This window comes from Staphylococcus taiwanensis, from assembly GCA_020544305.1.
In the GTDB taxonomy this organism is placed as follows: Bacteria; Bacillota; Bacilli; order Staphylococcales; family Staphylococcaceae; genus Staphylococcus; species Staphylococcus taiwanensis.
Genome location: CP058667.1, coordinates 1,905,897 through 1,927,343, shown reverse-complemented (window position 1 = coordinate 1,927,343; position 21,447 = coordinate 1,905,897). Strand labels below are relative to the sequence as shown.

At 31.9% G+C, this 21,447-nt stretch carries 21 protein-coding genes; 16 read left to right on the top strand and 5 right to left on the bottom strand.

What is annotated here, in order from left to right; all coding sequences use genetic code 11:
- The 3 genes from HYI43_09205 to HYI43_09195 are packed head-to-tail and all read left to right on the top strand — an operon-like array spanning window position 1 to window position 3,700.
- Window positions 1-1,086, top strand: coding sequence for an ABC transporter ATP-binding protein (locus HYI43_09205; GenBank protein UDI78717.1), 1,086 nt, complete (start codon window positions 1-3; stop codon window positions 1,084-1,086).
- Complete coding sequence (locus HYI43_09200; protein UDI78716.1) at window positions 1,073-2,017, top strand: ABC transporter ATP-binding protein; 945 nt, start codon at window positions 1,073-1,075, stop codon at window positions 2,015-2,017. Before HYI43_09205 ends, HYI43_09200 begins: the two co-directional genes overlap by 14 nt.
- A 24-nt stretch (window positions 2,018-2,041) precedes the next feature.
- A complete protein-coding gene (locus HYI43_09195) occupies window positions 2,042-3,700 on the top strand; it encodes a peptide ABC transporter substrate-binding protein (protein UDI78715.1) in 1,659 nt (552 codons plus the stop codon).
- A gap of 60 nt (window positions 3,701-3,760) precedes the next feature.
- On the opposite strand, the gene trpS is transcribed toward HYI43_09195, so the two are convergent.
- Complete coding sequence (trpS, locus tag HYI43_09190) at window positions 3,761-4,750, bottom strand: tryptophan--tRNA ligase (GenBank protein UDI78714.1); 990 nt, start codon at window positions 4,748-4,750, stop codon at window positions 3,761-3,763.
- A 286-nt stretch (window positions 4,751-5,036) separates the two neighbouring features.
- Between trpS and spxA the strand changes: the two genes are divergently transcribed.
- The 6 genes from spxA to HYI43_09160 all read left to right on the top strand — a co-directional run bounded on the left by spxA (window position 5,037) and on the right by HYI43_09160 (window position 10,902).
- Window positions 5,037-5,432 carry a transcriptional regulator Spx gene (gene spxA, locus HYI43_09185; protein ID UDI78713.1) on the top strand — a complete coding sequence of 132 codons (396 nt, stop codon included), beginning with the start codon at window positions 5,037-5,039 and terminating at the stop codon, window positions 5,430-5,432.
- Window positions 5,433-5,728: 296 nt separating this feature from the next.
- Complete coding sequence (gene mecA / locus HYI43_09180; GenBank protein UDI78712.1) at window positions 5,729-6,448, top strand: adaptor protein MecA; 720 nt, start codon at window positions 5,729-5,731, stop codon at window positions 6,446-6,448.
- A 206-nt stretch (window positions 6,449-6,654) separates the two neighbouring features.
- Window positions 6,655-7,614 (top strand): hypothetical protein, encoded by a 960-nt coding sequence (locus tag HYI43_09175; GenBank protein ID UDI78711.1) that lies wholly within the window; start codon window positions 6,655-6,657, stop codon window positions 7,612-7,614.
- A 63-nt stretch (window positions 7,615-7,677) separates the two neighbouring features.
- The gene (pepF, locus tag HYI43_09170; protein UDI78710.1) at window positions 7,678-9,486 is read left to right on the top strand and encodes an oligoendopeptidase F; all 1,809 of its coding nucleotides are present in this window, start codon (window positions 7,678-7,680) and stop codon (window positions 9,484-9,486) included.
- Window positions 9,487-9,849: 363 nt separating this feature from the next.
- Window positions 9,850-10,227 carry a hypothetical protein gene (locus tag HYI43_09165; GenBank protein ID UDI78709.1) on the top strand — a complete coding sequence of 126 codons (378 nt, stop codon included), beginning with the start codon at window positions 9,850-9,852 and terminating at the stop codon, window positions 10,225-10,227.
- Window positions 10,228-10,242: 15 nt separating this feature from the next.
- Complete coding sequence (locus HYI43_09160; protein UDI78708.1) at window positions 10,243-10,902, top strand: hypothetical protein; 660 nt, start codon at window positions 10,243-10,245, stop codon at window positions 10,900-10,902.
- A gap of 147 nt (window positions 10,903-11,049) precedes the next feature.
- Here HYI43_09160 and HYI43_09155 read toward each other — a convergent pair whose 3' ends face one another.
- The 3 genes from HYI43_09155 to HYI43_09145 form a co-directional block, all read right to left on the bottom strand.
- On the bottom strand, window positions 11,050-11,847 hold the full coding sequence (locus HYI43_09155; protein ID UDI78707.1) for a DsbA family protein: 798 nt from the start codon (window positions 11,845-11,847) through the stop codon (window positions 11,050-11,052).
- 23 nt (window positions 11,848-11,870) lie between these two features.
- Complete coding sequence (locus HYI43_09150; GenBank protein ID UDI78706.1) at window positions 11,871-12,254, bottom strand: truncated hemoglobin; 384 nt, start codon at window positions 12,252-12,254, stop codon at window positions 11,871-11,873.
- A 70-nt stretch (window positions 12,255-12,324) separates the two neighbouring features.
- Window positions 12,325-12,906: a CYTH domain-containing protein gene (locus HYI43_09145; GenBank protein ID UDI78705.1), complete on the bottom strand. Its 582-nt coding sequence runs from the start codon at window positions 12,904-12,906 to the stop codon at window positions 12,325-12,327.
- Window positions 12,907-13,161: 255 nt separating this feature from the next.
- Between HYI43_09145 and HYI43_09140 the strand changes: the two genes are divergently transcribed.
- From HYI43_09140 to fabI, 7 genes are all read left to right on the top strand, one after another.
- Window positions 13,162-13,509, top strand: a complete 348-nt coding sequence (locus HYI43_09140; protein UDI78704.1) for a hypothetical protein — start codon at window positions 13,162-13,164, stop codon at window positions 13,507-13,509.
- A 16-nt stretch (window positions 13,510-13,525) separates the two neighbouring features.
- Window positions 13,526-14,155 (top strand): GTP pyrophosphokinase family protein, encoded by a 630-nt coding sequence (locus tag HYI43_09135; GenBank protein ID UDI78703.1) that lies wholly within the window; start codon window positions 13,526-13,528, stop codon window positions 14,153-14,155.
- 13 nt (window positions 14,156-14,168) lie between these two features.
- Complete coding sequence (locus HYI43_09130) at window positions 14,169-14,978, top strand: NAD kinase (GenBank protein UDI78702.1); 810 nt, start codon at window positions 14,169-14,171, stop codon at window positions 14,976-14,978.
- On the top strand, window positions 14,975-15,838 hold the full coding sequence (locus tag HYI43_09125; GenBank protein ID UDI78701.1) for an RluA family pseudouridine synthase: 864 nt from the start codon (window positions 14,975-14,977) through the stop codon (window positions 15,836-15,838). The genes HYI43_09130 and HYI43_09125 overlap by 4 nt, the downstream gene beginning before the upstream one ends.
- 24 nt (window positions 15,839-15,862) lie before the next feature.
- Window positions 15,863-17,251 (top strand): magnesium transporter, encoded by a 1,389-nt coding sequence (gene mgtE, locus HYI43_09120; protein UDI78700.1) that lies wholly within the window; start codon window positions 15,863-15,865, stop codon window positions 17,249-17,251.
- 9 nt (window positions 17,252-17,260) lie between these two features.
- Window positions 17,261-19,105, top strand: a complete 1,845-nt coding sequence (locus HYI43_09115) for a monovalent cation:proton antiporter family protein (protein UDI78699.1) — start codon at window positions 17,261-17,263, stop codon at window positions 19,103-19,105.
- A gap of 206 nt (window positions 19,106-19,311) precedes the next feature.
- Complete coding sequence (gene fabI / locus HYI43_09110; protein UDI78698.1) at window positions 19,312-20,082, top strand: enoyl-ACP reductase FabI; 771 nt, start codon at window positions 19,312-19,314, stop codon at window positions 20,080-20,082.
- Window positions 20,083-20,335: 253 nt separating this feature from the next.
- Here the strand turns inward: fabI and HYI43_09105 are convergent, their stop codons facing one another.
- Window positions 20,336-21,421 carry an AI-2E family transporter gene (locus HYI43_09105; protein ID UDI78697.1) on the bottom strand — a complete coding sequence of 362 codons (1,086 nt, stop codon included), beginning with the start codon at window positions 21,419-21,421 and terminating at the stop codon, window positions 20,336-20,338.
- Between the last annotated feature and the right edge of the window lie 26 nt (window positions 21,422-21,447).

The window sequence follows — 21,447 nt, the reverse complement described above, 5'->3', positions numbered from 1 at the left end:
ATGTCAGAAAGAGTTTTAGAAGTAAACGACTTGCATGTTTCCTTTGACATTACTGCAGGGGAAGTGCAAGCAGTTAGAGGCGTAGATTTTTATTTGAATAAGGGCGAAACTTTGGCAATTGTAGGAGAGTCTGGTTCTGGGAAATCAGTAACAACTAAAGCAATTACTAAATTATTCCAGGGGGATGCTGGAAGAATAAAAAAAGGTAAGATTGACTTTTTAGGTGAAGATTTATCTATTAAATCTGAAAATGAGTTAATTAAACTACGTGGGAAAGATATTTCAATGATATTCCAAGACCCAATGACATCACTTAATCCAACAATGCAAATTGGGAAGCAAGTTATGGAACCACTTATAAAACACCGTAATTATAGTAAATCAGAAGCGAAAAAACGTGCTTTGGAAATATTGAATTTAGTGGGGTTACCAAATGCGGAAAAACGATTTAAAGCATATCCACATCAGTTTTCTGGTGGACAAAGACAAAGAATCGTAATTGCTACTGCTTTAGCATGTGAACCAAAAGTATTAATCGCGGATGAACCGACAACGGCATTAGATGTAACAATGCAAGCTCAAATTTTAGATTTAATGAAAGAATTACAGCAAAAAATTGATACATCAATTATTTTTATAACGCATGATTTAGGAGTTGTTGCGAATATTGCAGATAGAGTGGCAGTAATGTATGGAGGACAGATGATAGAAACAGGGCATGTGGATGAAATATTTTACGACCCTAAACATCCATATACATGGGGACTATTATCATCTATGCCAGATTTAACTACTAGTAACGATACGGAATTGATTGCAATTCCAGGTACACCACCAGATTTATTACATCCACCGATTGGTGATGCATTTGCACGTCGAAGTCAGTATGCATTGGATATTGATTTTAAACAAGAGCCACCATGGTTCAAGGTTTCACCCACACATTTCGTAAAATCTTGGTTATTAGACGAACGTGCTCCTAAAGTAGAACCACCAGAAATGGTTAAAAAGAGACAACGTCAAATGCCTAATAATTACGACAAACCATGTCAAGTAGAAAGGGTGTCGTTCGATGGAGAAGAGTAACGAAATATTATTAGAAATTAAAAATTTAAAACAATATTTTAATGAAGGCAAACGTAATGAAGTAAGAGCGATAGAAGACATCTCTTTTGATATTTATAAAGGGGAAACATTGGGATTAGTTGGAGAATCTGGTTGCGGTAAATCAACTACCGGAAAAGCGATTATCAAATTAAATGATATTACTAGTGGAGAAATATTATATGAAGGCCAAGATATTCAAAAAATTTCTAAACGCAAAGAATTATTAAAATTTAATAAGAAAATTCAAATGATTTTCCAGGATCCATATGCATCTCTAAACCCTAGATTAAAGGTAATGGACATTGTTGCAGAAGGCATTGATATCCATAAATTAGCAAGTGATAAAAGAGATCGTAAACGTCGCGTTTATGACTTACTTGAAACCGTTGGACTAAGTAAAGAACACGCCAATCGTTATCCCCATGAATTCTCAGGAGGTCAAAGACAACGTATTGGGATTGCTCGTGCATTAGCAGTAGAACCTGAATTTATTATTGCAGATGAACCTATTTCTGCTTTAGACGTATCAATCCAAGCACAGGTAGTCAATTTAATGTTGAAACTACAACGGGAACGAGGCATTACTTTTTTATTTATAGCTCATGATTTATCAATGGTAAAATATATTTCTGATCGCATTGCAGTGATGCATTTTGGCAAGATTGTAGAATTAGGATCAGCAGATGAAATTTATTATCATCCATTACATGATTATACGAAATCACTTTTATCAGCCATTCCACAACCTGACCCAGACAGTGAAAGAACGCGAAAACGTGTAGCTTACAAAGAAGATGAATCTAAAAATTCTGAGCGAAGACTTCAAGAAATAAGACCAGACCATTTCGTGTTTGTAACAGATGAAGAAGCGACTCAATTAAAAGAACAACATCAAGCGCAAAGCGTTTAATAACTGGGGAAGGAGGAATTTTATATGAAATTTATAAAATATACGTCATTATTGTTAACAGTGATATTAATACTTTCGGCTTGTAGTAGCAAAAAAAGTTTGTACTCAGATGATGGTCAAGTTTTTAGAAAAGTAATACCACAAGATATGACAACATTAGATACAGCATTAATAACAGATGCAGTTTCTGGAGATATAGTGGGTCAATCTTTTGAAGGTCTATATTCTATAGATAAAGGTGATAAAGTTACATTAGGTGTTGCTAAAGATATGCCTAAGAAAAGTAATGGAGGTAAAACATTAACTATTGATTTAAGAAAAAATGCAAAGTGGTCTAATGGTGATCCAGTTACGGCATATGATTTTGTATATGCATGGAGAAAAGTAGTGAATCCTAAAACAGCATCTGAATTTGCATACATAATGAGTGATATAAAAAATGCCGATGCAGTAAACTCAGGAAAAAAACCAGTTAATGAATTAGGAATAAAAGCTCTAAATAAGTATAAATTACAAATTGAATTAGAGAGACCAGTGCCTTACATTAATGAATTACTTGCATTGAACACATTTGACCCACAAGATGAAAAAATTGCTAAAAAATATGGAGAAAAATATGGGACTAATGCTGACAGAGCAGTATATAATGGCCCATTTAAAGTGACAAATTGGCAAGTGGAAGATAAGATTCAATTAGAAAAAAATGACAAATATTGGGATAAAAAGAATGTGAAATTAGACAAGGTAAATTATAAAGTTTTAAAAGATCAACAAGCGGGTGCATCTCTATATGACACTGGATCTGTCGATGATACATTAATAACTTCTGAACAAGTTGATAAGTATAAAGGAAGTAAAGCACTTAATTACAGATTAACAGCTGCAACTTTCTTTATCAAAATGAATGAAAAAACGGTGCCAGAATTTAAAAATAAACATTTAAGATTAGCAATAGCTCAAGCAATAAATAAAAAAGGATATGTTAAATCAGTTTTAAATGATGGTTCATTAGCATCAAATAATTTCACAGGAGTTGGTACTGCTAAAACACCAGACGGTAAAGATTTTGCAAGTACTGTATCTTCTCCATTAAAATATAATCCTAAAGATGCAAAAGCTAATTGGAAAAAAGCACAACAAGAATTAGGTAAAAAAGAGTTTACGTTCACAATGAATACTCAAGATACACCTTCAGCAAAAATTTCAGCAGAATATATTAAGTCTCAAATTGAATCAAACTTACCTGGCGTAACTTTAAAAATTAAACAAATGCCATTTAAGCAAAAAACAACTTTAGAATTAGCTAACAATTATGAATCATCATACTCAGGTTGGAGTCCAGATTATCCTGATCCTACAGCATTTTTAGAAACAATGACTAAAGATAATGCTCAAAATAATACAGATTGGGATAATAAAGAGTACAATGAACTATTAAAAGAGGCCAATGGTTCATTACTTCGTGAACCTGAAAAGAGAAACGAAGCATTACAAAAAGCAGAGAGTATTTTACTTCATGATGCTCCAGTTGCACCAGTTTATCAAAAAGGGGAAGCACATTTGACAAATCCACAAGTCAAAGGAATTCAATATCATAAAGTTGGACCAGATACGACCCTAAAACACGTATATATTGATAAATCTATTGATAGAGAAACTGGTAAGAAAAAGAAAGATAAATAGCATGTCAAAAAGCCATGGACATTAATGTCCATGGCTTTTTAAGTTTTATAGTTTAAAAGATTATCGTTTACGACCTAATCCCATAGCACGTTCCATTTTTTTCAATGTTTTGAATGAAGCTTTTTGAGCTTTATCACGGCCGTGGTCTAGGATGTCGTCTAATTTATCTGAGTTATAAAATTCATTGTATTTTTCTTGGAAATTAATTAAGAATGTTTTAACAATTTCTGATAAATCAGTTTTAAATTTACCGTAGCCTTCGTTTTCATATTTAGCTTCTAAATCTTTTATAGATTCATTTGTTAAGCTTGAGTAAATAGTTAATAGATTAGAAATGCCAGGTTTATTGTCTCTATCAAATTTTATAATACCGTCTGAATCTGTTACAGCACTTTTAATTTTTTTAGCTGCAACATTTGGCTCATCTAACAATGAGATGAAGTTTTTCTGATTATCATCACTTTTACTCATTTTTTTAGTTGGATCTTGCAAGCTCATTACACGGCCGCCCACTTTTGGCATTCGAATTTCTGGTTTAACTAAAATATCATTGTAACGACTATTAAAACGTTCTACTAGGTTACGTGTTAATTCCATATGTTGCTTTTGATCTTCACCTACAGGAACGATATTAGTATTATAAATGACAATATCTGCAGCCATTAAAGGTGGGTAAGTTAATAAACCGGCAGGAATACCATCTGTACGCTTTTGAGCTTTATCTTTATATTGAGTCATACGTTCAAGTTCACCCACACTTGAAATTGTAGTGAGCATCCAACCAGCTTGGACATGTGCAGGTACTTCAGATTGAATAAATAATGTTGATTTTTCTGGGTCTATTCCAGAAGCTAAATAAATAGCTGCAAGTTGACGTATTTGTTTACGTAATTTGATTTTATCTTGTGGCACTGTGATTGCATGTTGATCAACGATACAGAAAAAACAATCGTAGTCGTTTTGGACATCGGCAAATTGTTTTAATGCACCAATATAGTTACCAATTGTTGGTATGCCACTTGGTTGAATTCCTGAAAATAATGTCTCCATATTAGATGCCTACTTTCTTAATTTTAATTCATATTAACTAAATTATAACAGTATTTCTTTAAAATGTAAGTTATGTTAAAATATAGGTATACGTTAAATTCTAAGTCGCTTTTATAGTGATTTTAGAAAATTTGAGATTTCTCAGAAAAATTAGGATTTTCTCATTTAATTTTAATGTTAGAAAGATATAATAATATTGTAGATTAAGAGAACTAAAGAATTTTGATTCTTAATCAATAAATTAAAAAATAATGAACAATATTCATTCAATAGGAGAGTGAGATGTATGGTAACATTATTTACTTCACCAAGTTGCACATCTTGCCGTAAAGCGAAAGCATGGTTACAAGAACATGACATTCCATATACGGAGCGTAACATTTTTTCTGAACATTTAACAATTGATGAAATTAAACAAATTTTAAAAATGACTGAAGACGGAACTGACGAAATTATTTCAACTCGTTCTAAAACATATCAAAAACTAAACGTAGATATCGATTCTTTACCTTTACAAGATCTTTATGCAATTATCCAAGACAATCCAGGACTATTACGTCGTCCTATTATCTTAGATGAAAAACGTTTACAAGTTGGTTATAACGAAGATGAAATCAGACGTTTCTTACCAAGAAAAGTTCGTACTTTCCAATTACAAGAAGCGCAACGTTTAGTAGACTAATTTTAAAATTATATTAATATATCGAGTCTGAGACAAGTCGGTTTGTCTCAGACTTTTTAGTACCTGAAAGTGTATGAAAGATTTATAAAGGTAGTAAGCAAATCAAATTAAATAGTTGATTTCATATTTACTCTAAATACCATTCGTATCGCTTTTTCTGTAACTCAAAATAGTAATATGTTAGCATATATTATGAATATAAAATAGTTAAAATTAATCAAACAAATAAATTGTAATTTACCCTACGTTCTAATACAATATGGTTACTATTCATCGACTGTAAGGAGTGAGATGATATGAGAATAGAACGCGTTGATGATACAACAGTCAAATTATTTATAACATATAGCGATATCGAAGCAAGAGGATTTAGTCGTGAAGATTTATGGACTAATCGTAAACGAGGAGAAGAGTTCTTCTGGTCAATGATGGATGAAATCAATGAGGAAGAAGATTTCGTTGTAGAAGGTCCATTATGGATTCAAGTACATGCCTTTGAAAAAGGCGTGGAAGTAACAATTTCTAAATCTAAAAATGAAGAAGCAATGAATATGTCTGACGAAGATGCTAATGAACAATTTGAAGAACAAGTTAACGAATTACTTGCGAATACACTTGAAAGTGAAGAAAGTATTGAAGATTTATTCGAACAAAGAGCTCAACAAAAACAATCTCAAAAATCAGAGCCAAAGCAAACTAAACAAAGACCTAGTCTTAGAACTATTATCGTTAAATTTGATGACTTGGAACAAGTAATTAATTACGCATATCATAATAATCAATCAACTGATGAATTTGAAGATTTATTATATATGAACGATTCAAATTATTATTATGCGATTCATTTTGATGATTCAGTAAGTCAAGAACTTATTAATGACAGTTACAGTCAATTACTAGAGTTTGCTTATCCAACTGACAAGACAGAAGTTTATTTAAATGATTATGCCAAGATTATTATGAGTCATAACGTTACGTCACAAGTACGTCGTTATTTTACAGATACAGCTGAATAATCTTATAAAACTAACTGAGGCCATTAACCAATGGCCTCAGTTTTTCTATGTATTAGTAAGTCTTGTATTAATTATATAAATTACAGTAATACTTTTTAAATGAGTAGAACCAAGTAATCAATTGAGTTGAAATGGCTTCGGTTCTACTTTTTTATTGAATAAAGTAATTTAAACGCTTCATACGTTTATATATATGAGGTGAGCGAATGCTAGTAGCAATTAATAAGCAAGGAGAACAAATTAATGCTTGTAAAGCATCGAAGAAAGAGTCGTATGTATGTCCTTATTGTGGTACAGAATTAATTTTGAAAAGTGGGCATAAAGTTATTTCTCACTTTGCCCATAAAGTTAACGTGCACCGTAAATGCTCAAAAGGCGAAACAGAAAAGCATTATGATGTTAAGTATTATATTGCGAATCAATTGAAATTTAGTGGATATCATGTTGAAATTGAACCATTTTGTCCTGAAATCATGCAATTTCCCGATATACTTGTTAATTCAAATTTTGTAATTGAAGTGCAGTTTTCAAGAATTAGCTTTCAAGAGATATTAGAGCGAACTAATGGGTTTAAGAAACTTAATATGAAAGTCATGTGGATTATTGAGGATAGTAACTATCACAAAGGTGTATTATATTTAAATACATTTCAATCCTATTTTATTAATCCTCATACTCGAGTCCTGTTTACATGGAATCACCGTAAACGATGCATCGTAAAATATCATCATATTCAACATTTGGAAGGGAAGAAATTTTTAGCGAAAAGACTAATGTTAAATATTGATAATATAATGTGTGATGACATAGCAATTTCTCCTTATACATATAAGTTAAAAAAGCAAAGCGTGATGAATTATATTCAAATATGTCGACGAAAAAATTCTGTTTTAGAGCCTTCATTAAGTGCAATGTATCAATTAAGACTTACTGACGAACTAGCATGGGAATCTACAGGTTATATCTGTCCTAATCAACTTTATATTGAGAATCATCCAGTACAATGGCAACTTGAATTACAATTGATTCAGCAGCAAGCGCAGAATTTAAATCTTAAATTGAAAGACATTTTAAAATTCAGAAGATTTTATTTAAATGATTATTCGAAAACGAAAATTATTGATGAGTTAATAGCTCAATATTTAAGTGCGAACAATAGTAGTTAAAACGTGCAAAACAGAAGTAATAATGAGAAAATTATAGCAATAATTATTTTAGGAGGTTTACAAATGACACAACAATTAACGAGAGAAGAACAAGAACGTAAATATCCAAATGATACGTGGGACTTAACTACTATTTTCGAAAGTGACGATGCTTTTGAAAAAGCATTGAAAGAAGTAGAAGGTTATCTTGGTAAGGAAGAACAATTTAAAGGACATTTAGGTGATAGTGCGGAAACGTTATACAATGCGTTATCATTAGAAGATGAAATAGGTACTAAACTTGAAAAGGTTTATGTATATGCACATTTAAAGCAAGACCAAGATACATCAAATGATAAATATACTGGTTTCGAATCACGTGCACATCAACTTATCATTAAAATAAGTTCAGCATGGAGTTTTTTAGTACCTGAAATTCTTCAAATTGATGAAGATAAATTACAAACTTTTATAAATGAGAATAATGATTTAAAACGTTATGAATTTGACTTAAAACTGATTAATGAAAAACGTCCGCATATTCTAGATGCAGAACAAGAAAAATTATTAACTGAAGCTCAAGATGCATTGTCTACACCAAGTAATGTGTATGGTATGTTTAGTAATGCTGATTTAGAGTTTGACGATGCAGTTGATAAAGATGGTAAAAAACATCCACTTACTCAAGGTACATTTATTAAATACTTAGAATCAGATGATCGAGTATTACGTAAATCTGCATATGAAAATGTATATAAAGGTTATGGTTCATATAATAATACACTAGGTTCAACTTTGGCTGGAGAAGTTAAAAAGAATGTCTTTAATGCAAGAACACATCATTACAAAACAGCAAGAGAACGTGCTTTAAGTAATAATCATATACCAGAAGAAGTGTATGACAATCTTGTTAAAACAGTACACAAATATTTACCATTATTGCACAGATATACGAAATTACGTAAAGAACTATTAGGTATTGAAGATTTGAAAATGTATGATTTATATACGCCTCTAGTCAAAGACGTAAAATTTGAAATGCCTTATGAAGAGGCTAAAGAATGGATGTTAAAAGCATTAGAACCAATGGGTGAAGAATATCTGAATGTTGTTAAAGAAGGATTAAACAACCGTTGGGTAGATGTATACGAGAATAAAGGTAAACGTTCAGGTGGTTATTCATCTGGTGCACATTTAACTAATCCATTTATTTTATTAAATTGGTCAGATACTGTATCTGATTTATACACATTAATTCATGAATTCGGTCATTCAGCACATAGTTACTTCAGTCGTAAACACCAACCATCAAACTCTAGTGATTATTCAATTTTTGTTGCTGAAGTTGCATCAACTTGTAATGAAGCTTTATTAAGTGATTATATGGATAAACATTTAGATGATGAACGTCGTTTATTGTTATTAAATCAAGAACTTGAAAGATTCAGAGCGACTTTATTCCGTCAAACAATGTTCGCAGAATTTGAACATAAAATTCATCAAATTGAAGAAGCAGGTGAACCATTAACTTCAACACGTATGAATGATGAATATGCTAAATTGAATCAACAATATTTTGGTGATGTTGTTGAAACAGATGACAATATCAGCAAAGAATGGTCAAGAATCCCTCATTTCTACATGAATTACTATGTTTATCAATATGCAACTGGTTATAGTGCGGCACAAAGTTTAAGTCACCAAATTCTTACTGAAGGTAAACCAGCAGTTGAGAGATACATTAATGAATTCCTGAAAAAAGGAAGCTCAAATTATCCAATTGAAATTTTAAAAAATGCAGGTGTGGATATGACTTCACCAGAACCAATTGAACAAGCTTGTGAAGTTTTTGAACAAAAATTAGACGCTTTTGAAAAATTAATGAAAGCTTAAAACGACTGTATCCGTTTACAATATGTCAATTTTGTGACAATTTAAAAATTAGGGCGCTTTAATATTGAAACACCAATTTTAGCGTGTTATATTATGAGCATGAAATTAATCACATAACAAACATACCCCTTTGTTTGAAGTGAAAAATTTCTCCCATCCCCTTTGTTTAGCGTCGTGTAATCAGACACGGCGTTTTTTTATATCTTTTTTTAATAATGCCCACTACTTAATTATTTTATTTTTTAGATAAAATAAATCATTTTATCATTCTTAATATATACAGTGATACATTTTAATGTATGTTTGTTAAAATAAATTTGTAATTTATTTTTAGTTTATAATTAAATTGAAAGGAGATTATTAATGAAGAAATTAACTTTATTATTATCGATAGTTTGCTTATCTATCGTTTTAGCGGCCTGTGATGATGGAGAACAAAAAGAACCATCAAAAGACAGTAAGAAATCGGAAAAATTTGAGTATGTATACTATGAAGTTTTAAATGACGGTGATGAAGATTCACCTAATGTTGAAATTAAATATAATGATAAACATAAGCATGCTCATATTGAGCGAACAAGTTTAGATCACGTTTATGAACATATATTAAGTGATGGTAATGAGAAACCATACATAATAAAAGATGGTAAAAATATACATGTCTATCGTCCACCGTATATGACATATGGTGATGATGATGTAGAAGGGAAAGCAGTTTCAAAAGATAAAGTAACTAAATAGGAGGGTGACCACTTAATGAGCAAAATTTTAAAGTTAATAAGTTGCATTAGTATCATAAGCTTACTATATGCGTTTGAAATTACTAATCATCAACTTGATGCTGCGACCTCAAGTGGTGGTTCATCTAGTAGTTCATCTTCTTCAAGCTCTAGTAGTGCTTCTTCAAGTAGTTCAGCATCTAGAAGTACTTCATCATCGAGTTCGTCGATGAGTCGTTCTAGTGCAGTAAACGCCTCGCGGTCAGCAAGAGCATCTAGTCAACGTGCAGCAGAGCAAGCAGCTAAGACCAATAGCATGATGACTAGTAATGCTAAAGTTACAACGGCTAAACAAACACAACATTCAAGTCAATATAATACGCAAACAAGATCACTTTTGAATCCAAGAGGTAAATATAGTCCATATACTTCGCCTTCTACACAATATATGACAACAAGTTTCTATAATAATTGGTTATTTTACTATATCATCGCTAATCCTACGCACGAACGTAAGAATAGTATTAGCTATCAAATGAATATGTTAAAACACCAAATGAAAGACAAAGAAACATTATATACGGTGACCATCAAGACGAAGCAAGGTAATAGAGTAGTTGTATTGCCTAAAAAGCAATACGATAAAATTAAGATGGGAAGTAATGTGAAAATTAAGAATGGGGTCATTCAACCATAAAAAATATTAGATATCGCAATATTATAGTTGTTAAAACCTAAATGGTATAAACGAATATCAATCAGATAGCATACCTCATTTTAATATAATAAAATATAAAAATAGCCATTCAATGTATGACTTTCATCATTGAATGGCTTAAATTAACTATATTTTTGGCATTTTAGATTGCCAAAATTCACCCTCTGGATATTGAAGTTTTTCTACTTTTTGTTGTAATGCTAATTTTTTAAGTTCTTTTGTTAATAACTTTTCAGGCCACTCGTAAATTGTTAATAATTCTTCCATAGTAACGAGCTGTTTCTTTTGAATATAATGCTCAATTTTAGGTGGAAGATTTTTTTCAATTGGCGTACCCATTAATTCATTAATAATATAAGTATATATGTGATAAGGATAAAGTCCCTCTACTTTTAATCCTTCTTCATGAACATCTTCACTGAAAAAAACGAGTGAAGGTGCATGTTCAATTTCCATTTCACGAGCTATATGCAAGTCTATTTTTAAGCTTTCAGTTAATTTGCTTTTTTGTAAATCATCTTTAAAAACATCATAATCCAAGCCGGCATTTTTAATACAATCGCAAATCATGTTCTCAGTAATGATATCTCGTTTAGGAATGATTTCATTTTGCATTAAATGAATGAAACGTTCAGCTCTCAAACGACCTTGGAGCTCTGCGGCTTTATATGCTAAAGCGATATTGTCAAAGTCTGATGTACTTTGAGCTTGGCATTTCGTTAACACCTTTAAAGATGGATTTAAAATATGTCTCACACGTATATATTGGTTGTATTCAATTCTCAATTTTGAAATAATCGCTGATAATTTAAAGCAATCTGTATTGAAAGGATCGAAAAATGAATAAATTTCAATTTTATTTACAGGTGACAGATTAGCATCTTCACGACTTTTATTGTCTACGATTTTTAGTTCTTCAGCCATGTTTAACTCACCTTCAATTATATTTAGGAATTTACCATATGATTTGCAGTTAGACGCAATCGTTCGTATAAATAATCTCCAACACCTGCTGGAAATTGTGCTTCCGTTATTGCGGTATGCATGTTTTCTAACCATGCATCTCTTTCATAAGTCGATATTTTAAATTCCATATGTCTCATTTTTAACATGGGGTGCCCATGTTCTTCAGTGTATAGGTTTGGACCACCCAAAAATTGAGTGAGAAATTGTTTTTGTTTTCTACTCGTTTCAGCAAAATCTCCAGGGAATAAATAATTGATTCTATCATCTTTTTCAACGAGTGAATAAAAATGGTCAATCATATTATATAAAGCAGTTTCACCTATAATTTCGTATGGCGTATTAGACATAGTATCACCAATTTCCATTAATATATATCTAATATAACATGAATTTTTACATTTAAAAGTAATTTGACTTTTACACTATATAGCTAAGTTACTCAGAAATTTGAGCTTTATATTCAAAAAAGCGTTGAACTTTATTTTTAGGAACCTCGTGTTGAAGGTCAAATTGTTGAAGTAAACTGTTGAATTTTTGTAATCCACTTTCATAGGCGTTTACTTCAAATTCTAATTCATAATCCATTTTATCAAAATATGTACTCTTATCTAAGACAAGCAATTCATCCTGATAGTTTGTTTCAAGACGTTCTGTAGTTAATGCACCAAGAATTTTTAGTTCATGTTCACTCACATCATAGTCTGACATTATATTCTTAATATCAGTGGGTAATATTGACATTGGAATAAGTGCATTTATTTCAGGAACGATATTGACCATATGATTGTATTCCATTAATCCAACCTTAGCTGGCACTTTTAACGTTAGTTCATAAGTGTCATTTTTGACTCTGATTCTTAACGCTGAGTGATGATCGCGTAGTTTGAAATCGGGCGTATCGATATAATAATTTGTTTGAGTAAATGGTTCTGCATTTTCAAAAAAAGTAGATTTAACTTTAGTATAGGTTGAAGCATCAAGTAATTGTTTAAATTCAATTTCATTATTTGTAGCCATACATACACCTCTGTAACGATTTATTTCAAAAGTATTGTAATTTATTATGACGGAGTTGTGAAAAAAATTAAAGTAATTTAAGTTTGATCATATGATAATCCGAGTAAATAAGTATACTATATTTGAAGTATTGATAAATACGTCGTGGCAAAGCGTTCATATGTATGTAAATCCCTTGTTGATAAGTGCATTTCAGACGTGTGTTCTAAGGTTAAATTATGTTAAACTAGTAGGGAATAATAAGGAGGCACAAGCATGCGTATTTATGTAAATGAAATTAAGATTAAAGATGATGGCATTTATTGCTACTCAGAAGATCCAACTGATGGATTAGTAGAAGTAGGGCAAATGCTTGTTGACAGTGATAATTACGGGTTTGCCTACATATTAGACGATGGACAATCGTATGATTATTTGATTTTTGTACAAGAAACATGGTCCATGTTGCATGAGAATAGAGGCAAGAAAATTATCGTTAATGATGACTTAGAGTTAGAACATTTTCAAGAAGAATTAGATTATATTCTTGAAAATGTCGAAGGAAATAATAACTATGGTAAGGAGTTTGTTTCAGCTGTTGAGGAAACTTTTGACCTAAAGTGAAGCGGAGTGAAACACTATGAATCAATGGGATCAATTTTTAACACCATACAAACAAGCCGTTGATGAACTTAAAGTGAAATTAAAAGGTTTGCGTAAACAATATGAAGTTGGTGAACATTCATCGCCCATTGAATTTGTTACTGGTCGTGTGAAACCAATTACAAGTATTATCGACAAAGCTAATAAAAGAGGGATTCCGTTTGATCGATTACGTGAAGAAATGTATGACATCGCCGGCTTACGAATGATGTGTCAATTTGTTGATGATATCGATGTTGTGGTAAATATGTTGCGTCAACGTCAAGACTTCAAGGTAGTCGAAGAACGGGATTACATCAATAATACGAAACAAAGTGGTTATCGTTCATATCACGTGATTATTGAATATCCGATTGAAACGCTTAATGGACAGAAGTCAATATTAGCGGAAATTCAAATCCGTACTTTGGCTATGAATTTCTGGGCGACGATTGAACACACATTAAGATACAAATATGATGGTGATTATCCAGCAGAAATTCAGCATCGTCTTGAACGTGCTGCAGAGGCTGCGTATCTGTTAGACGAAGAAATGTCTGAGATTAAAGAAGAAATCCAAGAAGCACAGAAATATTATTCTCAAAAACGTGCAAAAAAACATGACTAATGAGGTGTAGACGATGCGTTATACAATCTTGTCTAAAGGTGATTCTAAGTCCAATGCATTAAAACATAAAATGATTAATCATATGAAAGATTTTCACATGGTTGAAGATACAGTAAATCCTGAAATTGTAATATCTGTTGGTGGAGATGGGACATTATTGCAAGCTTTCCATCAATACAGTCATATGGTATCGCAAGTGGCTTTTGTAGGTGTGCATACTGGACATTTAGGGTTTTATGCAGATTGGCTACCTCATGAGGTTGAAAAATTAATTATTGAAATTAATAATTCTGAATTTCAGGTAATTGAGTATCCTTTGTTAGAAATTGTTGTTAGATATAATGATAACGGTTATGAAACACGTTATTTAGCTTTAAACGAAGCAACAATGAAAACGGAAAATGGTTCTACACTTGTCGTTGATGTTGGAATTAGGGGTAAACAATTTGAACGTTTTAGAGGGGATGGATTATGTATTTCAACGCCTTCAGGGTCTACAGCCTATAATAAAGCCTTAGGTGGGGCGTTAATTCATCCATCACTTGAAGCAATGCAGATTGCTGAAATAGCATCTATTAATAATAGAGTGTTTAGAACTGTAGGATCACCACTTGTACTACCGAAACATCATACTTGTTTAATTACACCAGTTAATCATGACACCATTCGAACAACCATAGACCATGTAAGTTTAAAACATAAAAACGTGAATGGTATTCAATTTAGAGTGGCAAATGAGAAAGTTCGTTTTGCAAGATTTAGACCTTTCCCATTTTGGAAAAGAGTACATGATTCATTTATTGAAAGTGAAGACGAACGATGAAATTTGTATATAAGATTCAGCAAGAAGAAATGCTTAGATCTTTTCTACAAAGAAATCAATACTCTAAAAAGACGATTAGCGCCATTAAACTTAATGGCGCTTTAATTATTAATGATAATGATGTGACGGTTAGAAAGGTAATGCTACCGGGTAATCAACTAACGGTTCAATTGCCGAGTGAAGTTCCTAGTACGTATTTAATGCCATCAAATCAACCTATTGAAGTGCTATATGAAGATGATTATCTTTTATTAGTGTCTAAACCTAGCCGTTTAAATAGTACACCATCACGTGAGCATCCACATGATAGCTTAATTGAAAGAGTATTATATTATTTGAATCGTCATAATAACATGGAACACGCTATTGTTCCGCATATCGTAACGCGCCTTGACCGAAATACACGTGGTATTGTCATTTTTGCGAAACATGGTCATATTCATCACTTAATGTCTACGATAGATGTTGATAAGCGTTATGTATGTGTTTGCTATGGTAAGACCGAACCGAATGGCATCATTGAAGCACCGATCGCGAGGGATGACGATAGTATTATTACCCGCAAAGTAGCGCTATCTGGTAAGTATGCAAAGACGGCATATCGAACACTCAACAGTAAAGCGTGTTCTAGTTTATGTGAGGTTAAATTATATACGGGACGAACGCATCAAATACGAGTGCATTTTCAACACATTGGACATCCATTAGTCGGTGATGATTTATATCAAGGCGAACATCCCAAAATCCATACACAATCTTTACAATGTTATAAAGTAAAGTTCAAACATCCAATATATAATAGAGAGATTGAAGTAGTAAGTGATTATAAATGGCTAAGTAAGATTTATGCATTACTATAAAAAGAAAAATTGGAGGTGTAAAACGTGTCATTAGAAACAGAGAAAAATGACTACAATAATAATGAAGAAGTATACAATCAAAGCTTATTAGATAAGTTTTTAATGCAAGGTGACATCGATCAATTTAGAGAAGAATTTCTGGTGATGCACGAATATGAACAAAGTGAATACTTTGAAGATACAACAGATGACAATCGACAAAAGATTTTTGAATTTTTATCTCCACAAGAAGTAGGGGAATTCTTTGATCAATTAGAAATTGATGATGAAGAATACGAAAGTTTATTTGACACTATGAATGCGCATTACGCGAGTAAAGTCTTAGAAGAAATGTCTTCCGATAATGCGGTAGATATTTTAAATGAATTATCTAAATCCAAAGTAGCAAGTCTGTTAAATTTAATGAATCGTGAAGCAGCAAACGAAATTAAAGACTTACTACATTATGAAGAAGATACTGCCGGTGGTATTATGACTACCGAGTACATTTCTTTAGATATTTCTACCCCTGTCAAAGAAGCGTTAATGTTAGTTAAAGAACAAGCACCAGATGCTGAAACAATTTATGTTATTTTTGCGATAAATAGTGATGGACAATTGCTAGGGGTATTATCTTTAAGAGATTTAATTGTCGCTGAAAATGACGCATACATAGAAGATATCATGAGTGAACGTGTCATTAGCGTAAATGTAGCAGATGACCAAGAAGATGTTGCTCAAAAAATGAGAGACTATGACTTCATCGCCATGCCGGTTGTTGATTATCAACAGCATTTACTAGGTATAATTACGATTGATGATATCCTTGATGTTATGGATGAAGAAGCAAGTGAAGACTACTCTCGTTTAGCCGGGGTTTCAGATATCGACTCTACAAATGATTCAGTTGTTAAAACTGCAACAAAACGTTTACCTTGGCTTATCATACTTACTTTTTTAGGTATGATTACAGCAACTATACTAGGTAGCTTTGAAGCTACATTATCACAAGTTGCTTTATTAGCAGCATTCATACCTATCATTAGTGGTATGTCTGGTAATTCAGGCACACAATCTCTTGCCGTATCTGTTCGTAATATTTCAACAGGCGAAATTGATGAGCAGAGTAAATTTAAAGTGGCATTAAGAGAAGCGGGTAGTGGAATGTTGTCAGGACTAGTCTGTGCAACTATTTTATTTATTATTATCGTATCTATTTATCGACAACCATTCTTAGGATTAATTGTTGCTGGCAGTCTAACGATAGCGATGACGGTTGGTACATTAGTAGGTTCTATGATTCCATTACTGATGAATAAATTGAATATTGATCCAGCAGTAGCCAGTGGTCCATTTATTACTACAATTAATGATATCGTAAGTATGTTAATTTATTTCGGTTTAGCAACAACATTCATGTCGTATTTAACTTAGGGGGACAAAATGGAGTTCTTTTCTTTAGTAATTGTAGTTTTAGCAGCATTCTTTACACCGATTATAATCAATAGATTAAATATTACATTTTTGCCGGTAGTTGTAGCTGAAATTATTATGGGGATTATAATTGGTAAATCGTTTTTAAATCTTGTTGAAAAGGATAGTATGTTGAGTATACTTTCAACGCTAGGGTTTATCTTTTTAATGTTTTTAAGTGGGTTAGAAATTGATTTTAGTACTTTTAAGAAAGATACACGTCATCGTCAAGGTGCAAATAAAAATGAGAAAAATATACCTAGTCATCTCAATTTAGCGTTAACTGTTTTTGCATTTATCATGATTATTTCAATCATCTTAGCTTATGTCTTTAAATGGTTAGGACTTGTAGACGATGTTTTATTAATGATTATTATTATTTCAACCATCTCATTAGGTGTAGTAGTACCAACACTTAAAGAAATGAATATTATGCGTACTACTATTGGTCAATTTATTTTACTTGTGGCAGTTCTAGCTGATTTAGTCACAATGGTCTTATTGACGGTTTATGGTGGCATTAATGGAAATAGTAATGGTTCAGTATGGCTATCCGCTATATTGCTTGTTTTTACAGCAATCTTTTATGTATTAGGCGTTGTCTTTAAGCGAATGAAATTTTTACATCGCCTCATTGGTGGTACAACTCAAATAGGTATTAGAGCTATATTTGCATTGATTATTCTATTAGTTGCACTTGCGGAAGGGGTAGGCGCTGAATATATTCTAGGTGCTTTTTTAGCAGGTGTGGTCGTATCATTACTTAAGCCTGATGAAGAGTTAGTACATACGCTTGATTCATTTGGATATGGATTTTTCATTCCAATTTTCTTCATTATGGTCGGCGTAGATTTGAATATACCATCTTTGATTAAAGAACCATCATTATTACTAATTATTCCGGTATTAATTTTAGCTTTTATTATTTCAAAGTTAGTTCCAGTATTGTTTATTAGACGTTGGTTTGATAATAAGACAACGATTGCATCAGCATTTTTATTAACTTCTACATTGTCACTTGTTATCGCATCGGCTAAGATTGCTGAACAACTCAAAACAATTTCATCAGAGATGTCTGGTATATTAATCTTAAGTGCAATTATTACATGTGTATTTGTTCCTAGTATTTTCAAAAAGGTCTTTCCAATTCCAGATGAAGCGAACCGTAAGATTGATATCGCATTAATTGGTAAAAACCAACTTACAATTCCAATCGTACAAAATTTGTCACCTCAACTTTATAATGTGACATTATATTATCGTAAAGATTTAGGAGATAAACGAAATTTATCTGATAATGTGACAGTAGTTGAAATCTCTGCCTATGAAGAACATGTATTAGAAAGATTAGGATTATTTAATCAAGATATTGTTGTATGTTCAGCAAATGATGATAGTTTAAATCGTGAAGTTGCTAAATTAGCTAAAGCGCATGATGTAAATCGAGTTATATGTAGACTTGAAAATAGCAATGAAGATGAAAAAATGAAAGCAGAAGGTATAGAAGTATTCAGTAACTTTATTAGTAATAAGATATTCTTACAAGGTTTAATCGAAACGCCTAACATGTTAAATATCTTGAGCAATGTTGAAACTTCGTTATACGAAATTGAAATGTTGAATCATAAATATGAAAGTATTCAATTGCGTAATTTCCCATTCGGTGGCGATATTATATTTGTTCGAATTATTCGAAACAACGAGTCTATCGTTCCTCATGGTGATACGCAACTAAGATATAAAGACCGCCTTATCGTAACAGGCTCTAAAGAATACGTCGATGATCTTAAAGCAGAACTAGAATTTTATTATTAAACCAAACGTTCTTTTGAAAAGTAGAGTACTAGCGGTAGACAATAAGACTAAAAATTTGAATTGACTTGGACTTTTGTTCCATCGCCATAATTACTTTATAAAACTTTATCAACAATGGTAAAATATAAATATTAAATTATTCTTTGTTGTTATAAACAATAAGATTAAGTTAAAAAAGAAGACAATGATGATAAGGAGATTTTTACATGATTAATCTTGAAAACAAAACCTTCGTTATTATGGGTATTGCCAATAAACGTAGTATCGGTTTCGGTGTAGCTAAAGTATTAGACCAATTAGGTGCTAAATTAGTATTCACGTATCGTAAAGATCGTAGCCGTAAAGAATTAGAAAAATTATTAGAACAATTAAACCAACAAAATCCTAAGCTATATCAAATTGATGTTCAAAAAGATGAAGATGTAGTTAACGGCTTTGCTAAAATTGGAGAAGAAGTTGGCAATATTGATGGCGTTTATCATTCAATCGCTTTTGCCAATATTGAAGATTTACGAGGTCGTTTCTCAGAAACATCTCGCGAAGGTTTCTTATTAGCACAAGATATTAGTTCATATTCATTAACAATCGTGGCACATGAAGCTAAAAAAATTATGCCAAATGGTGGTAGCATTGTAGCTACAACATATTTAGGTGGCGAATTTGCAGTACAAAACTATAACGTTATGGGTGTTGCTAAAGCAAGCTTAGAAGCGAATGTTAAATATTTAGCATATGATTTAGGTCCTGATAACATCCGTGTTAATGCAATTTCAGCTGGTCCTATCCGTACATTAAGTGCTAAAGGTGTGGGTGGTTTCAACACAATTCTTAAAGAAATTGAAGAACGTGCACCATTAAGACGTAATGTTGATCAAGAAGAAGTCGGTAAAACAGCTGCTTATTTATTAAGTGATTTCTCTAGTGGTGTTACTGGCGAAAACATCCATGTTGACAGTGGCTTCCACGCAATTAAATAATAATAAATATATTAGTACAAGACTTGATGTATAATGCATCGAGTCTTTTTTTATTTCTTTAATATGTTAATAGAAACTGAATAAGTAAGTGCAAGTGGCACTTTTTAAGTCATTTGCTTTTAAATGAAATGATGACAATTACATTGGCATACGCGACATAATGAAATTCTAATGATAAACATAAAAAAGGTTGAGACTTTGTTTGTCCCAACCTCTATATTAATCAGTATTTGCTTTAGTTAAATTCTCAAAATTAATCTTTAACGTTACTGTTCGCCTTATCTATGATACGTTGTCGATATTTAAAGACGTTGCTAGCCACTGTTTTAAGTACTGCATAAAGTGGTACAGCGATTAAAATAAGTGTAAAACCACCTAAATCACCAGCTGCTAAAATAACTACGATGATTGTTAATGGGTGAATACTTAATGATTTACCCATAACATTTGGCGTAATCACATTACCTTCAAGTTGTTGTGCTATTAAAGTGACTACACAGACCCAGATAAAGGTAGTAGGCCCATCGATAATACCAAGAATAGCTGCAGGCGCGAAAGATAACCAAGGTCCTAAGAATGGAATTAAGTTAGCCACACCAGCAAATAGTACAAGTAATGGTGTATAAGGTAATCCGATTATTGTGTAACCAATATATAAGATGATACCTAAGATAACACTAACTGTAACTTGTCCTTGAATATATGATTTTAAAGTGAAATTTAAATCTTTTAATAAATCTACTACAAAGACTTTTCGTTCTCCTTTGAAAAATTTAGCAATCGCTGGAATGAATTTTTCATGATCTTTTAACATGTAAATTAAGAAGAACGGTACCATAATCAATAAGAATATTGTTGATATAAATGATGTTAAATAAGTGATTGAATTGGCTAAAATGCCAGTCATACTATCACCAATTGATTTAACAGCTGAATTTATTCGAGTCGTTACATCACTTGGTAGTTTATCCATTTGAGTAAGTGAGAAATTAATGATTTGTTCTGTTTCACGTTGTAAAGCAGGTGTTGCTTTAATTAAACTATTTACATTCGAAATAATGATAGGTGCAATAAATGCGACTACAATGGCAATGATTGCTATTAAGCCTATGAAAATAGTTAAAATACTTGCCCAACGTGGGAAACCCCACTTTTCAAGAATATTTTGGAATGGTAAGCAGATATAAAATAAAAATCCGCTAATTAGAAATGGAAGAAAAACAGAGCCGATAATGGTTGCAATCGGTGCAAATACGCTTTGGACTTCCATGAATAATTTAATTAGCACAAACAGGATGATTAAGGCAATTCCTGTTCGAAACCAAACTTTGTTAAGCATAAGCTTACGTCCTCCTATAATAATCA

Excerpts from the sequence above, each read along its gene's own strand:
- HYI43_09135 (UDI78703.1), top strand. The coding sequence starts at position 13,526 with ATGAATCAATGGGATCAATTTTTAACACCATACAAACAAGCCGTTGAT.
- HYI43_09165 (UDI78709.1), top strand. The coding sequence starts at position 9,850 with ATGAAGAAATTAACTTTATTATTATCGATAGTTTGCTTATCTATCGTT.
- HYI43_09115 (UDI78699.1), top strand. The coding sequence starts at position 17,261 with ATGGAGTTCTTTTCTTTAGTAATTGTAGTTTTAGCAGCATTCTTTACA.
- HYI43_09205 (UDI78717.1), top strand. The coding sequence starts at position 1 with ATGTCAGAAAGAGTTTTAGAAGTAAACGACTTGCATGTTTCCTTTGAC.
- HYI43_09150 (UDI78706.1), bottom strand. The coding sequence starts at position 12,254 with ATGGAAATTGGTGATACTATGTCTAATACGCCATACGAAATTATAGGT.
- HYI43_09200 (UDI78716.1), top strand. The coding sequence starts at position 1,073 with ATGGAGAAGAGTAACGAAATATTATTAGAAATTAAAAATTTAAAACAA.
- HYI43_09175 (UDI78711.1), top strand. The coding sequence starts at position 6,655 with ATGCTAGTAGCAATTAATAAGCAAGGAGAACAAATTAATGCTTGTAAA.
- HYI43_09155 (UDI78707.1), bottom strand. The coding sequence starts at position 11,847 with ATGGCTGAAGAACTAAAAATCGTAGACAATAAAAGTCGTGAAGATGCT.
- HYI43_09145 (UDI78705.1), bottom strand. The coding sequence starts at position 12,906 with ATGGCTACAAATAATGAAATTGAATTTAAACAATTACTTGATGCTTCA.
- HYI43_09130 (UDI78702.1), top strand. The coding sequence starts at position 14,169 with ATGCGTTATACAATCTTGTCTAAAGGTGATTCTAAGTCCAATGCATTA.
- HYI43_09160 (UDI78708.1), top strand. The coding sequence starts at position 10,243 with ATGAGCAAAATTTTAAAGTTAATAAGTTGCATTAGTATCATAAGCTTA.
- HYI43_09125 (UDI78701.1), top strand. The coding sequence starts at position 14,975 with ATGAAATTTGTATATAAGATTCAGCAAGAAGAAATGCTTAGATCTTTT.
- fabI (UDI78698.1), top strand. The coding sequence starts at position 19,312 with ATGATTAATCTTGAAAACAAAACCTTCGTTATTATGGGTATTGCCAAT.
- trpS (UDI78714.1), bottom strand. The coding sequence starts at position 4,750 with ATGGAGACATTATTTTCAGGAATTCAACCAAGTGGCATACCAACAATT.
- mecA (UDI78712.1), top strand. The coding sequence starts at position 5,729 with ATGAGAATAGAACGCGTTGATGATACAACAGTCAAATTATTTATAACA.
- spxA (UDI78713.1), top strand. The coding sequence starts at position 5,037 with ATGGTAACATTATTTACTTCACCAAGTTGCACATCTTGCCGTAAAGCG.
- HYI43_09195 (UDI78715.1), top strand. The coding sequence starts at position 2,042 with ATGAAATTTATAAAATATACGTCATTATTGTTAACAGTGATATTAATA.
- HYI43_09140 (UDI78704.1), top strand. The coding sequence starts at position 13,162 with ATGCGTATTTATGTAAATGAAATTAAGATTAAAGATGATGGCATTTAT.
- HYI43_09105 (UDI78697.1), bottom strand. The coding sequence starts at position 21,421 with ATGCTTAACAAAGTTTGGTTTCGAACAGGAATTGCCTTAATCATCCTG.
- pepF (UDI78710.1), top strand. The coding sequence starts at position 7,678 with ATGACACAACAATTAACGAGAGAAGAACAAGAACGTAAATATCCAAAT.